The organism is Streptomyces sp. NPDC107522 (assembly GCF_055657525.1).
Genome location: NZ_JBVKAU010000009.1, coordinates 1 through 14,679, shown reverse-complemented (window position 1 = coordinate 14,679; position 14,679 = coordinate 1). Strand labels below are relative to the sequence as shown.

At 68.6% G+C, this 14,679-nt stretch carries 6 protein-coding genes, 1 tRNA gene and 1 rRNA gene; 1 reads left to right on the top strand and 7 read right to left on the bottom strand.

Features of this window, described 5'->3' with window-relative positions:
* Nucleotides 1-35: 35 nt before the first annotated feature.
* From ACZ7L6_RS26925 to ACZ7L6_RS26910, 4 genes are all read right to left on the bottom strand, one after another.
* On the bottom strand, nucleotides 36-866 hold the full coding sequence (locus ACZ7L6_RS26925; RefSeq protein ID WP_471928146.1) for a helix-turn-helix domain-containing protein: 831 nt from the start codon (nucleotides 864-866) through the stop codon (nucleotides 36-38).
* Nucleotides 867-1,144: 278 nt separating this feature from the next.
* Nucleotides 1,145-3,886, bottom strand: coding sequence for a DNA translocase FtsK (locus ACZ7L6_RS26920; RefSeq protein WP_471928144.1), 2,742 nt, complete (start codon nucleotides 3,884-3,886; stop codon nucleotides 1,145-1,147).
* 171 nt (nucleotides 3,887-4,057) lie between these two features.
* The gene (locus ACZ7L6_RS26915) at nucleotides 4,058-4,738 is read right to left on the bottom strand and encodes a response regulator (RefSeq protein WP_471928142.1); all 681 of its coding nucleotides are present in this window, start codon (nucleotides 4,736-4,738) and stop codon (nucleotides 4,058-4,060) included.
* A 244-nt stretch (nucleotides 4,739-4,982) separates the two neighbouring features.
* Nucleotides 4,983-10,457, bottom strand: a complete 5,475-nt coding sequence (locus tag ACZ7L6_RS26910) for a HAMP domain-containing protein (protein ID WP_471928140.1) — start codon at nucleotides 10,455-10,457, stop codon at nucleotides 4,983-4,985.
* Nucleotides 10,458-10,843: 386 nt separating this feature from the next.
* On the opposite strand from ACZ7L6_RS26910, the gene ACZ7L6_RS26905 reads away from it, so the two are divergent.
* Nucleotides 10,844-13,594, top strand: a complete 2,751-nt coding sequence (locus ACZ7L6_RS26905) for a SpoIIE family protein phosphatase (RefSeq protein WP_471928138.1) — start codon at nucleotides 10,844-10,846, stop codon at nucleotides 13,592-13,594.
* Nucleotides 13,595-13,657: 63 nt separating this feature from the next.
* Here the strand turns inward: ACZ7L6_RS26905 and ACZ7L6_RS26900 are convergent.
* The 3 genes from ACZ7L6_RS26900 to rrf all read right to left on the bottom strand — a co-directional run.
* Nucleotides 13,658-13,730: transfer RNA gene (locus ACZ7L6_RS26900), tRNA-Thr, on the bottom strand.
* Between the two features lie 78 nt (nucleotides 13,731-13,808).
* Nucleotides 13,809-14,471, bottom strand: coding sequence for a DegT/DnrJ/EryC1/StrS family aminotransferase (locus ACZ7L6_RS26895; protein WP_471928582.1), 663 nt, complete (start codon nucleotides 14,469-14,471; stop codon nucleotides 13,809-13,811).
* Between the two features lie 113 nt (nucleotides 14,472-14,584).
* Nucleotides 14,585-14,679, bottom strand: a 5S ribosomal RNA gene (gene rrf / locus ACZ7L6_RS26890); the annotation flags it as partial.

Below are 14,679 nucleotides of genomic sequence, written 5' to 3'. Positions count from 1 at the left end.
CCAACCCCGTGTGGTCCTCACCCCTTCGGCCGGACTTATCCGGCCTGCGGGTCGCCCTTGGTGTAGGTCAGGCGCTCCACGGCGCCCGGCTGCCAGTCGTCCTCGATCTTCTTGCCGTTGACGTAGAGGTCGATCGCGCCCGCGTCACCGAGGACGAGGTTGATCTTCTCGCTGTCCTGGAAGGTCTTGGAGTCGCCCTGCTTGAGGAGTCCGTCGAAGAGCAGCTTGCCGTTGTGGTCCTTGGCGGAGATCCAGCTCCTGCCGTCCGCGGCGCTGACCTGGACGGTCACCTTGTCCTGGGGGACGGCCGCGATGGCGCTGTCCGACGGCTTCGGGTCCTTGGGCTTGTCGGTCTTCGGGATGGGCTTGGTCTTGTCGGCCGTGGGCGTCGAGCCGCCTTCAGCCACCGCCGACTTCCCGCCCTCGGCGTCGCCCTTGAACGCGGTGAACCCGACGAAGCCGATCACCACGACGATCGCGGCGACCATGGCCGCCGTCCAGTTGGGCCCGCGTCGCTCGGGACGGATGCGTTCCGCCTCGAACAGCGGGGCAGCCGGGGTCGGCGCCGGTCGTCCGCCGTGGGAGGCGTCGTACTGGGCGAGGAGTGGAGCCGGATCGACGTGGACGGCCTTGGCCAGGGTCCGGATGTGGCCTCTGGCGTACACGTCGCCGCCGCAGGGAGCGAAGTTGTCCGCCTCGATGGCATGCACGATGGCGATGCGGACCCGGGTGGCGCTGCTGACGTCGTCGACGGTCAGCCCGGCGTCGATGCGGGCCTGCCTCAGGGCACGGCCGATCGAGGGACGGGCTTCCTCGGACACGTCTTCGAACGGACGCTCGTCTTCAGGGGAGTTGCCGATGGACACGGGGGCGCCTTTCGAGCGTTTAAGCCACCTGTGCTGGAGGTTCAGTCTAGGGGGGGTGCGAAAGGGTGAGGCAACCGGGCGGTGGGACTTTATACGCCATCAGAATGGCCGGACACGCTGATGGTGGGGTACGAGATTGTCGCTTCGCTCAACTTGACGTACGCCGACGGGAAACGGTTGCTCAATGATCGCTTACGGATGAGTCACGATCGGGCATCGGCTCCTCGCCCACCCGCCCGTACGGCGACCATCGGGGCCGTTTCCGCCCCGGACTCCCTTTAAGCCTCCCCGCGGATCACGGCAAGCACGCCGTCCAGCTCATCAGGTTTCACAAGAACGTCACGAGCCTTGGATCCCTCGCTGGGCCCGACGATGCCCCGTGACTCCATGAGGTCCATCAGCCGCCCGGCCTTGGCGAACCCGACACGCAGCTTGCGCTGCAGCATGGACGTCGACCCGAACTGCGTGGAGACCACCAGCTCGGCCGCCTGGCACAGCAGGTCGAGGTCGTCGCCGATGTCCTCGTCGATCTCCTTCTTCTGCTTCGTCCCCACGACGACGTCGTCCCGGAAGACTGGCGCCATCTGGTCCTTGCAGTGCTGGACGACCGCCGCGACCTCTTCCTCGGTCACGAAAGCGCCCTGCATACGCGTGGGCTTGTTCGCGCCCATCGGCAGGAACAGGCCGTCGCCCTTGCCGATCAGCTTCTCGGCGCCGGGCTGGTCGAGGATGACGCGCGAGTCCGCGAGCGACGAGGTGGCGAAGGCGAGCCGTGACGGGACGTTCGCCTTGATGAGACCGGTGACGACGTCGACCGACGGCCGCTGGGTGGCGAGCACCAGGTGGATGCCGGCCGCGCGCGCGAGCTGCGTGATGCGCACGATCGCGTCCTCGACGTCACGCGGCGCGACCATCATCAGGTCGGCGAGCTCGTCGACGATGACCAGCAGGTACGGGTACGGCTGGAGCTCGCGCTCACTGCCCTCCGGCGCCTTCACCTTGCCGCTCCGGACGGCTTCGTTGAAGTCGTCGATGTGCCGGTAGCCGTACGCCGCCAGGTCGTCGTACCGGAGGTCCATCTCCCGTACGACCCACTGCAGGGCCTCGGCGGCCCGCTTCGGGTTGGTGATGATCGGCGTGATCAGGTGCGGGATGCCCTCGTACGCGGTCAGCTCGACGCGCTTGGGGTCGACCAGCACCATGCGGACGTCCTCAGGGGTCGCGCGCATCATGACCGAAGTGATCAAGCAGTTAATGCACGACGACTTACCGGAACCGGTCGCACCGGCGACCAGGACATGCGGCATCTTCGCGATGTTGGCCATCACATAGCCGCCCTCGACGTCCTTGCCGAGCGCCACCAGCATCGGATGGTCGTCCTCGGCGGCGGCCGCGAGGCGCAGCACGTCACCGAGATTGACCATCTCGCGGTCGGTGTTGGGGATCTCGATGCCGACCGCGGACTTACCGGGGATCGGACTGATGATCCGCACGTCCGGGCTGGCGACGGCGTACGCGATGTTCTTGGTCAGCGCGGTGATCCGCTCGACCTTCACGGCGGGCCCGAGCTCGACCTCGTAGCGGGTGACCGTAGGCCCGCGCGTGAAGCCGGTGACGCGGGCGTCGACCTTGAACTCGGTGAAGACGGTGGTGAGCGACTCGACGATGGCGTCGTTGGCGGCGCTGCGCGACTTGCCGGGGCCGCCGCGCTCGAGCAGGTCGAGCGACGGGAGCGAGTACGTGATGTCACCGGACAGCTGGAGCTGTTCGGCGCGCGGAGGCAGGTCGCGGATCTCGTCGGGCGCGGCCTTGGTGAGGTCCGGCACCCCGGACTTGGTCAGGTCCGGGACGTCGCCCTTGGGCAGCTTCTCCTGCTTGGGGCGCGCGGCCGGGACGGGCGTCGGCACCGGGGTGGTCTCCGCGCGGTCGCCCACGCTGACGCCCTGGGTGAGGTCGGCGACGATCGGCGAGGGCGGCATCCCGTGCAGCACGGCGCCGTCGAGCGCGGCAGCGGCGGCCGCTGCGACGTCCACAGCGTCCATGGGACGGTCCATCTCGGGCTGCGGCACCGCGGAGCGCCTCGGCCGCCCGCGACGCCGCGAGAGGGCCTCCTGCTCGGCTCTGTCGGGGTCGTACGCCTCGGGGGCCGGACCGCGCCTGCGGCCGCGCGACGCGGGCAGGGCCTCGCGCCACTGGTCGTCGTAGCGCTGGTCGTCCTCGGCGAACTCCTCGTCCTCGTCGGGGTCGGGCAGGATGCCGAGCTTCACGCCCAGGTGCCGCAGCCGCTGCGGGATGGCGTTGACGGGGGTGGCCGTGACCACGAGCAGACCGAAGATCGTGAGCAGCACGAGCAGCGGTACGGCGAGGACCTCGCCCATGGTGTACGTCAGCGGGGTCGCCGCACCCCAGCCAATCAGCCCGCCGGCGTCCCTTATGGCCTGCATGCCGTCGCTGCGGGCGGGCGAGCCGACGGCGATGTGGACCTGGCCGAGCACGCCGATGACGAGCGCGGACAGTCCGATGACGATACGGCCGTTGGCCTCGGGCTTCTCGGGGTGCCGGATGAACCGTACGGCGACGACCGCGAGCAGGATCGGCACGAGCAGGTCGAGCCGGCCGAAGGCGCCGGTCACGATGATCTCGACGAGGTCACCGACGGGACCGCGCAGGTTGGACCAGGTGCCGGCGGCGACGATCAGCGCGAGGCCGAGGAGCAACAGCGCGATGCCGTCCTTGCGGTGGGCGGGGTCGAGGTTCTTCGCGCCCTGCCCTATGCCGCGGAACACCGCGCCGACGGCATGCGCGAGCCCGAGCCAGACGGCGCGCACGAGCCGGTAGATGCCCCCGGTGGGGTTCGGTGCGGGCTTCGGCGGCGGCGCGGCTTTCTTCGCCGCGGCCTTCTTGGCCGGCGCCTTCTTGGCGGGGGCTTTCTTGGCGGCGGCCTTCTTCGCCGGAGCCTTCGCTGAAGCGGCCGCCTTCTTCGCGGGCGGCTTCTTGGCTGCGGAGGAACGTGAGGCCATGGATGTGAGGTTACCGGTGGAGAAGACAGTGGACACGTGTGCCCACTGCTTCACCCGTTCGTGTCGCCCTTGCCGATGCGGCGAACTGACGCCGGTTCACTGACCGGTCACGCACAGGACGATCCCGCGCTTCCGCGAGGAGGTTCCCCGCCAACCGGCGCCGTCGCACCGTCAGTTCTGCGAAGGCACCGAGGACGCACTCCCGGCGCCCGGTTCCAGCGCGTCCAGCGCCCGCCGCAGTCCCGTGAGTTTGCGTTCGAGATGGGCCGCTGTGGCCACCGCCGCCGCGTCCGCCGACTCGTCGTCCAGCTGCTTGGACAGCGCCTCGGCCTGCTCCTCGACCGCGGCGAGCCGCGCCGACAGCTCGGCCAGCAGGCCCGCCGGCTCCTTCGACTCGGCGCCTCCGGCCTTGCCGCCGCCCTCCAACTGGAGCCGCAGCAGCGCCGCCTGCTCGCGCAGCTGGCAGTTCTTCATGTACAGCTCGACGAAAACGGAGACCTTCGCCCGCAGCACCCACGGGTCGAACGGCTTGGAGATGTAGTCCACCGCGCCCGCCGCGTAGCCGCGGAAGGTGTGGTGCGGGCCGTGGTTGATCGCGGTGAGGAAGATGATCGGGATGTCCCGGGTCCGTTCCCGCCGCTTGATGTGCGCTGCGGTTTCGAAACCGTCCATTCCCGGCATCTGGACGTCCAGCAGAATGACCGCGAAGTCGTCCGTCAGCAGTGCTTTGAGCGCTTCCTCCCCGGACGATGCCCGCACCAGGGTCTGATCGAGCGCAGAGAGGATCGCCTCCAGCGCCAGCAGATTCTCCGGCCGGTCATCGACCAGGAGGATCTTGGCCTTCTGCACCATGGCCCGCCCTCCTCGCCCCGGCAGTGCACCGGGCTCCGCCCCAGGGGACGACTCCCTTACGCCGCCCGTCCTCGTGCCGGTCATGGTAGCCGCACCCCGCCTGTCGCCACACCCTGTCACCCTGATGTCACTGTGCACGTAGCAGAAACGCAGCAGGAGACCAGAAGGTTCCCCGAATCCCGCACTTCTACACGGCTTCGAGCACACTGAGTCAGCAACTCCGTGTGAACACTGTTGGTTCCTGTCACTGCTCCCTCATCCACTGATCCATCACCGCCAGCAGATGATCGGGGTCGACCGGCTTCGTCACGTAATCGGACGCGCCCGACTCGATCGCCTTCTCCCGGTCGCCCTTCATCGCCTTGGCCGTCAGCGCGATGATCGGGAGCCCGGCGAACTGCGGCATCCTGCGGATCGCCGTGGTCGTCGCGTACCCGTCCATCTCCGGCATCATGATGTCCATCAGGACGACCGCCACGTCGTCGTGCTGCTCCAGGACCTCGATGCCCTCACGGCCGTTCTCGGCGTACAGGACGGACAGGCCGTGCTGCTCCAGGACGCTCGTCAGCGCGAAGACGTTACGGATGTCGTCGTCGACGATCAGCACCTTCTCACCGCCGAACCGGATGCCCCGGAACGACTGCGGCACCGCCTGCTGCTCCGCCACCGACCACTGCTCCTGCTGCACCGGCCGCTGCTCCAGCTCGGTCGCGGCCCGGCGGCGGCGCCTGAAGAGCGCGGCGGCGCCGTTCTGAGTCTCCCGGTACGACCGCACCTCGGCCGGCGTCTCGATCTCCACGTCGGACAGCTCCGACAGATCGGCGGCCGAGGCCACCAGGTCGCCCGGGTCGAGGGCCGGCAGCTGCTGCTGGTAGCCGTGCGGAGGCAGTTCGCTCGGGTGCAGCGGCAAATACAGCGTGAACGTCGAACCGCGCCCCGGTTCGCTCTGCGCGTGGATCTCCCCGCCGAGCAGCTGCGCGATCTCCCGCGAGATCGACAGCCCCAGCCCTGTACCGCCGTACTTGCGGCTGGTCGTGCCGTCCGCCTGCTTGAACGCCTCGAAGATCACCCGCATCTTGCTGGCCGCGATCCCGATGCCCGTGTCGGTCACCGAGAAAGCGATCAGCGGCGCGTCGGCCTCGGTCAGCGAACCGGCCTCCAGCAGCTGCTCCCGGATCGACTGCGGCACATCCATCCCGGCGGGCCGGATGACCAGCTCCACCGAGCCGGAGTCGGTGAACTTCACCGCGTTGGACAGCAGGTTCCGCAGCACCTGCAGCAGCCGCTGCTCGTCGGTGTGCAGCGTGGCGGGCAGCTCCGGCGAGACCCGTACGGACAGGTCCAGGCCCTTCTCCGCGGTCAGCGGGCGGAAGGTGGCCTCCACGTAGTCGACGAGCTGGACGAGCGCGATACGCGTCGGGGAGACGTCCATCTTGCCCGCCTCGACCTTCGACAGGTCGAGGATGTCGTTGATCAGCTGGAGCAGGTCGGAGCCGGCGCCGTGGATGGTCTCGGCGAACTCGACCTGCTTCGGCGAGAGGTTGCCCTCGGCGTTGTCGGCGAGCAGCTTGGCGAGGATCAGCAGCGAGTTGAGCGGCGTACGCAGCTCGTGCGACATGTTGGCGAGGAACTCGCTCTTGTAGCGCATGGAGACGGCGAGCTGCTCGGCACGCTCCTCCAGGACCTGCCGCGCCTCCTCGATCTCCGTGTTCTTGACCTCGATGTCGCGGTTCTGCTGGGCCAGCAGCTCGGCCTTCTCCTCCAGTTCCGCGTTGGACGCCTGGAGGGCCTTCTGCCGGTTCTCCAACTCCGCCGACCGCTCACGGAGTTGCTCGGTGAGCTCCTGCGACTGCTTCAGCAGCACCTCGGTCTTGGTGTTGACGGAGATGGTGTTGACGCTGGTCGCGATCATCTCGGCGATCTGGTTGAGGAAGTCCTTCTGGATCTGGGTGAAGGGGGTGAAGGAGGCCAGCTCGATCACGCCGAGCACCTTGCCCTCGAACAGCACCGGAAGGACGATCACCTGCGCGGGCGGGGCCTCGCCGAGCCCGGAGGAGATCTTCAGATAGCCGCTGGGCGCGTTCTCGACCAGGATCGTGCGCTTCTCCATGGCGGCCGTCCCGATCAGGCCCTCCCCGGGCCGGAACGACGTCGGCATGGACCCCATCGAGTAGGCGTACGACCCCAGCATCCGCAGCTCGTACTGGTCCTCGCTCTCGGCGCTCATGTCCTTGCCGTCGACCAGCGGCATCGCCAGGAAGAACGCGCCGTGCTGCGCGGACACGACCGGCGTCAGCTCGCTCATGATCAGCGACGCCACGTCCTCCAGGTCGCGGCGGCCCTGCATCAGCGCGGAGATCCGGGCGAGGTTGCCCTTGAGCCAGTCCTGCTCCTTGTTGGCGATCGTGGTGTCGCGCAGGTTGGCGATCATCTTGTTGATGTAGTCCTGGAGTTCCTGGATCTCGCCGGACGCGTCGACGTCGATCTTCAGGTTCAGGTCACCGCGGGTCACCGCGGTCGCCACGCGCGCGATGGCACGCACCTGCCGAGTAAGGTTTCCTGCCATTTCGTTCACGGACTCGGTGAGGTCGCGCCAGGTGCCGTCGACGTCACGCACGCGTGCCTGGCCGCCGAGCTGGCCTTCCGTGCCCACCTCGCGGGCGACTCGGGTGACCTCCTCGGCGAAGGACGACAGCTGGTCGACCATCGTGTTGATCGTCGTCTTGAGCTCGAGGATCTCGCCGCGAGCGTCGATGTCGATCTTCTTGGTCAGGTCACCCTTGGCGATGGCAGTGGTGACCATGGCGATGTTCCGCACCTGACCGGTCAGGTTGGACGCCATCTGGTTCACGGACTCGGTGAGGTCCTTCCACGTACCGGCCACACCCGGCACATGCGCCTGACCACCGAGGATGCCGTCCGTGCCCACCTCGCGGGCCACCTTGGTGACCTGGTCGGCGAACGAACTCAGCGTCTTCACCATCGTGTTGAAGGTGTCGGCGAGCTGCGCGACCTCACCGCGCGCCTCGATCGTCACCGTCCGCGTCAGGTCACCGTTGGCGACGGCCGCCGCGACCTGGGAGATGTTCCGCACCTGCATGGTCAGGTTCTTGGCCATCAGGTTCACATTGCCGCTGAGGTCCTTCCAGATGCCCGTGACACCCGGAACGTGCGCCTGGCCGCCCAGGATGCCCTCGGTGCCCACCTCACGGGCCACCCGGGTCACCTGCTCGGCGAAGCTGGACAGCTGGTCGACCATCGTGTTGACGGTCGTGACGAGTTCGAGGATCTCGCCCTTCGCGTCAACAGTGATCTTCTTCGACAGGTCGCCCTTGGCGACCGCGGTCGTGACCTCGGCGATCTGACGCACCTGGATGGTCAGGTTGTTCGCCATGAAGTTCACGGACTGGGTGAGGTCCTTCCAGGTGCCGGAGACGCCCTGCACCTCGGCCTGACCGCCGAGCTGGCCCTCGGTACCCACCTCGCGGGCGACCCTGGTGACCTCCTCCGCGAACGACGACAGCTGGTCCACCATCGTGTTCAGCGTGTTCTTCAGTTCCAGGATCTCCCCGCGCGCGTCCACGGTGATCTTCTGCGACAGGTCACCCCGGGCCACCGCAGTGGCGACCTGGGCGATGTTGCGCACCTGAGCCGTAAGGTTTCCTGCCATTCCGTTCACGGAGTCGGTCAGGTCCCGCCACACACCGGCGACGCCGGGCACCTGCGCCTGACCGCCCAGCCGGCCCTCGGTACCCACCTCGCGCGCGACCCGGGTCACCTGGTCGGCGAAGCCGGAGAGCTGGTCGACCATCGTGTTGATGGTGTTCTTCAGCTCGAGGATCTCGCCGCGCGCGTCGACGTCGATCTTCTGCGAGAGGTCACCACGGGCCACCGCCGTCGTCACCTGGGCGATCTGCCGCACCTGAGAGGTGAGGTTGCCGGCCATGAAGTTGACGGAGTCGGTGAGCTCCTTCCACGTACCCGACACACCCGGTACGACCGCCTGACCGCCGAGGCGGCCCTCCGTACCCACGTCCCGGGCCATCCGCGTGACCTGGTCGGCGAAGGACGACAGCTGGTCCACCATCGTGTTCACGGTGTTCTTGAGCTGGAGCATCTCGCCGGAGACGTCGACCGTGACCTTCTGCGACAGGTCACCGTTGGCCACCGCCGTGGTCACCTGGGCGATGTTCCTCACCTGTCCGGTGAGGTTCCGGAACGCCGTGTTGACGGAGTCCGTCAGGTCCTTCCACGTCCCCGCCGCACCCGGCACCTGCGCCTGCCCGCCGAGCTCACCCTCGACACCGACCTCACGGGCGACACGCGTCACCTCGGAGCCGAAGGACGACAGCTGGTCCACCATGCCGTTGACGGTGTTCTTCAGCTCGAGCATCTCGCCGGCCACATTGACCGTGACCTTCTGCGACAGGTCACCGTTGGCGACCGCCGTGGTCACGGCCGCGATGTCCCTCACCTGAATGGTCAGATTCCGGAACACCGTGTTGACGGAGTCCGTCAGGTCCTTCCAGGTACCCGCCGCGCCCGGCACGTTCGCCTGACCGCCCAGCTGCCCGGCCGCACCCACCTCGTTGGCCACACGCGTGACCTCGTCCGCGAAGATCCGCAGCGTCTCGGTCATCTGGTTGATCGTGTCCGCGAGCTGCGCGACCTCGCCGCGCGCCGACACGGTCACCTTCTGCGACAGGTCACCGTTGGCGACCGCCGTCGTCACCTGCGAGATTCCTCGCACCTGGGCCGTCAGGTTGCCGGCCATGAGGTTCACCGAATCGGTGAGGTCCTTCCACACGCCGGCCACACCCGGGACCTGCGCCTGGCCGCCGAGCTCGCCCTCGGTGCCCACCTCGCGCGCGACTCGCGTCACCTCGGAGGAGAAGGACGACAGCTGGTCCACCATCGTGTTGACGGTGTTCTTCAGCTCCAGCATCTCGCCGGCCACGTGAACCGTGACCTTCCGGGACAGATCACCCTTGGCGACCGCCGTGGTCACCAGCGCGATGTCCCGCACCTGAGCAGTCAGCCGGTACGCCATCGTGTTGACCGAGTCCGTGAGGTCCTTCCACGAACCCGACATGCCACGCACGCGTGCCTGCCCGCCGAGCTTGCCCTCGGTGCCCACCTCGCTGGCCACACGTGTGACCTCGTCGGTGAACGTCGACAACTGATCGACAAGGTTGTTTACAGTCCGCCCGACCTTGAGGAACTCACCCCGCAGCGGATGCCCGGTTCCGTCCGGCGCCTGCGTCCGCAGCTCCATGCGGGGCGACAGATCACCCTCGGCCACCGCGGACAGCACCCTGCTGACCTCGGAGACGGGCCGTACGAGGTCGTCGACCAGGGCGTTGGAGTTGTCGACGGCAGCCGCCCAGGAGCCCTCACAGGCGCCCGTCTCCAGCCGTTCCGTGAGCTTGCCCTCACGCCCCACCATGCGCCGCACACGCGCCAGCTCACCCGTCAGGTGGAGATTGCGGTCGGCCACCTCGTTGAAGACCGCCGCGATCTCCGACATCACGCCGTCCCCGGACACGGTGAGCCGCTTCCGGAAGTTCCCGTCGCGCATCGACACCAGGGCCGCCAGCAGCCGGTTCAGGGCAGCCGTGTCCACCGCAGTGGTCCCGCCTCGCGTCTTGCGCTCGTTCTTCAGGGACGGTCCGCCTTTCGCGCGCGTCTTAGTGCTCCGCGTCGCTGCGCCAGACTCCACTGTGTCCCTCCCGCAGGGGTCGACCGTTACTGCTGTGCTCGGGTTCCACTGCTCGGCGTACCCGTGTACCTGTTACTGCTGGGCATTCCTGCCGGATATACCAGGCCACACCCCGGGCTGCTGCCCGCGGTACGCGAATGTCACTCAGCCTGCCCGGACCTTCACAAGAAGCTTGCCCAGTGTTTCACCCTGCCTGAACCCGGCCATAACAGTTCGGCAGCTTCGCACATCGTCCGCACACCCTCCGGACGGAAACACTGCAGACCGGCATCCGCACGGACGGCGAAGGTAAGTAACCTTGCATGCGGCTGTCCAGCCGCGCCGGTCCCGTCCGGCCTGGGCGGTGGCAGGAGGAGCACGAGCGGGCATCGGAGGGGCAGCCGGACATGACCACCGGACTGATCCCGGGGGGACCATCCCCGGACCGGCCGACGGGCGCGCAGATGCCGCACCAGCGGCGCGACCCGGGCGGCCACGGAGCCCTGCACGTCGACAACCGGACGAGGAGTTCTGTGATCACCGCGCGCGCGGCAGCCAGCTTCGATCCCGTCGGGCGATCGGTCGCGAGCGCCCGCTCCTTCGTCCGCGACACCCTCCAGGGCTGGGGCTTCGCCGACATCGTCGACGACGCCGTAGTCCTCACCAGTGAACTGGTGACCAATGCCGTCGTGCACGCGGGCACCTCCGCGGACGTCCTGTGTCTGCGCAGTGAGGATGGCGTGCGGATCGAGGTGGCCGACCGGTATCCGGAGCGCGAGATCCCCCTCCAGGGCTCCCCCGTCAACATGGGCAGCCCCGACCGCGAGGGCGGCCGCGGCCTCCAGTTGTGCGCGGCCCTGGCCACCCGCTGGGGCGTCGAGTACACCCCCACCTACAAGCAGGTCTGGTTCCAACTGGACCTCCCCGAGCGCCCGGTGGGCACCCGCGCCGCCGGCCCGTCCCTGCCCTCCGACCTCCTCCCGCTCGCCGACGGCCGCGTCCGCGTCGCCGTGGTCCAGATCGACCGTACGGGCGCCATCTCGTCCTGGAACGAGGACGCGGAGGATCTCTTCGGCTACGCCGCGGAGCAGGTCATCGGCAAGCCCCTGACCGACCTCGCGGCCTGGCCGCACACCCCCGGCACCAGCACCGGCATCGCGGAGGCGCTCCAACTCTCGCGCTGGGAAGGCAGCTACGGCATAAGGGGCGCCAACGGCCGCGTCATCCCGGTCTACGCCTCCCACCTCCGCGTCCGCGACACGGACGGCGAACCGTCCACGGTGTGCCTCCTGGTCCGGGACCACGAACGCGCCGTCCTGCAGACCCCGCTGCGCGTCCCGCCGTCCGACACCTCCACCACCTCCGAGTCCCAGAGCACCGACCCCTTCGAGGTGTTCATCGGCTCCCCGGCCCCGGACGACCTCGACGGCCTCCTCCAGCGCACGGTGGAACGCGCCCGCGACATGCTCGACGGCGACTCCGCGTTCCTGCTCCTGGCGACCGACGACGAAACGGAGCTGGAGGTCCGTGCCTCGACCGGCCTGCCCTCCGCCCGCCAGCGCTTCGCGCGCGTGCCCGTCGAAGCGGGCCCCGGCCGCTACGGCTCGGCCCGCATGCCCGCGGTCCACGAGGACCTCACCATGGTCCCCGGCGCCGTACCCCTGCTGCGCGGCACCGGCATGCGCTCGGTCGTCACGGTCCCGCTGAAGGTCGAGGGGCGCCTCACCGGCTCCCTCGGCGTCGCCGCCGAAGCGCCCGCCAGATACTCCAACGAAGAAGCACTACGCCTCCAGTTCGCCGCCGACCGCATCGCCCTTGCGGTGGAATCCGCCCGCCTCGGCGAACTCGAACGCCTGCGCAGAGGCTCCCTCAGCTTCCTTGTCGAGGCCTCCGACCTCCTCGCCGGCACCCTGGACCGCGACCAGACCCTGGCCCTGATGGCCCAGATGACGGTCCCGACCCTGGCCACCTGGTGCGCGGTCTACACGATCGCCGACCAGGCCTCCGAGCCGTACCTCTCGTACGTCCTGCACGAGGACGAGGAACTCATCGACGGCATCAAGTCGTTGCTGTCCAAGATCCCCCCGCCGGAACCGATCGCGACGCCCGGCGCCCGCGTCTGGTCGGCCCCCGCCGAGTCCGCGCACCAGGCCGCCCTGCGCACCTCCATGCGCAGCCTGGGCCTGGGCGAGCCCGTCGGCCGCATCAGCACCGGCATCGGCCCCACCCTGGCCACGGCGTCCGCGGTCGGCGGCGAGACGGTGGTCCTCCCGCTGGTCGCCCGCAACCGGGTCATCGGCATGCTGACCCTCGGCAAGCCGACGGACGAGCACTTTCGCCAGGAAATCCTGGAACTCGCCGAGGACTTGAGCCGCCGAGCCGCCCTCGCCCTCGACAACGCCCGCCTCTACTCCGAGCGCACAGCCATCAGCCAGTCCCTTCAGCGCAGCCTCCTGCCGCCTGAGCTCCCCGAGATCGACGGCGTCGAGGTCGAGGTCATCTACCGCGCGGCTGGCGAGGGCAACGAGGTCGGCGGCGACTTCTACGACCTCTTCCCGATCAGCGACGGCGCCTACGGCTTCGCCATCGGCGACGTCTGCGGTACGGGCCCGAACGCGGCGGCGGTCACCGGCCTTGCCCGGCATGCACTCCGCCTCCTGGCCCGCGAGGGCCTGAGCGGCCCCGCCGTGCTGGAGCGCCTGAACTCCGCGATCCTCGACGAGGGCGCCCGCAGCCGCTTCCTGACGCTCCTCTACGGCGAGTTGAGGCCGCAGGAGGACGGCAGTGCCGAGCTGAAGGTGGTCTGCGCCGGCCACCCGCTCCCGCTCCGCCTACGCCAGGACGGCACCGTCGAACCGGCCGCCGAACCCCAGCCACTCCTCGGCGTCATGGACGACCTGGAGCTCTACGAGCAGACGGTCACCCTCGACCCGGGCGACGTCCTCCTCTGCGTCACGGACGGCGTCACCGAGCGCCGCGAAGGCAGCCGCATGCTCGGCGACGACGGCCTCGCCGACGTCCTCACCACCTGCACGGGCCTGACGGCCGGCGCGGTCGCGGCCCGCATCATGCGCGCGGTCGAACGCTTTGCCTCGGACGCCCCGTCCGACGACATGGCGATCCTGGCGATGCGCGTGCCGGGCATCCACAAGGACTGAGGAAGAGATCAGGAGAAGGGCATGAGAAAGGCCCCGCCCGAATGGGCGGGGCCTTCTGTCCGGAGCCCCCAAACGGAATCGAACCGTTGACCTTCTCCTTACCATGGAGACGCTCTGCCGACTGAGCTATAGGGGCCAGCTGCCTTTTGCGAAGTTTCCCTCGCGGCAACGGAATAGATCATACCCCGAACACGCCCGTGCTCCCAAATTCGCCTCAGAAGGCGGGCTGGAGCAGTCCTCCGAGCGCGTTGCAGGCGGACACGACCCTCTGCAAGTCCCGCTTGGTCAGCGAGGCGTCGACGGGCAGAGCCAACGTTTCATCAGCGGCCCGCTCGGTCTCCGGAAGAGATACACACCGCCGGAACTCCGGCAGCCGATGCACGGGCGTCTTCACCGGAACCCGGCACTCAACGCCCTTGGCACGAACGGCCCGAGCGAATGCGTCGCGATCCGGCCGCCCGTTACCGGGCACGCGCACGACGTACTGCTGGTAGGTGTGCCCGTCACCGCCCTCGGGCGTGCGCACGCCCTTCAACTTCGCGTCCAGATACGACGCTCGCTCCCGGCGCTGAGCTATCTCGTCGTACGGAGCCTCGGACTCCCCCTGCTCCAGCACCAACAACCCGTGCCGCTGCCCGATGTCGTGCAACCCAGCGATATCGGCCGTCCGACCAAAGCGGTGTACGGCGACGACGGCCGCCGTCCGCGGAGTGATGACCGCCTCGACAGCGACGGCGTCCAGGCAGTAGGTCAGCGGGTCTATGTCGGCGAACACCGGCAGCGCCCCGGCCAGGACCACGGCCTCGGCGACTTCGACGTTCCCGAACGCCGGTACGACAACCTCGTCACCGACTCCGACGCCGGCGGCCCTGAGCATTGCAGCAGTACCCATACGGGGGATGTTGGTTGCGGTACGTGAACTTCAGGTGACGCACAACAAAAAAGGGTTGGACCCGGAACCGAAGTTCCGGGTCCAACCCGATAAAAGGAGTTCGGCGGTGTCCTACTCTCCCACAGGGTCCCCCCTGCAGTACCATCGGCGCTGTAAGGCTTAGCTTCCGGGTTCGGAATGTAACCGGGCGTTT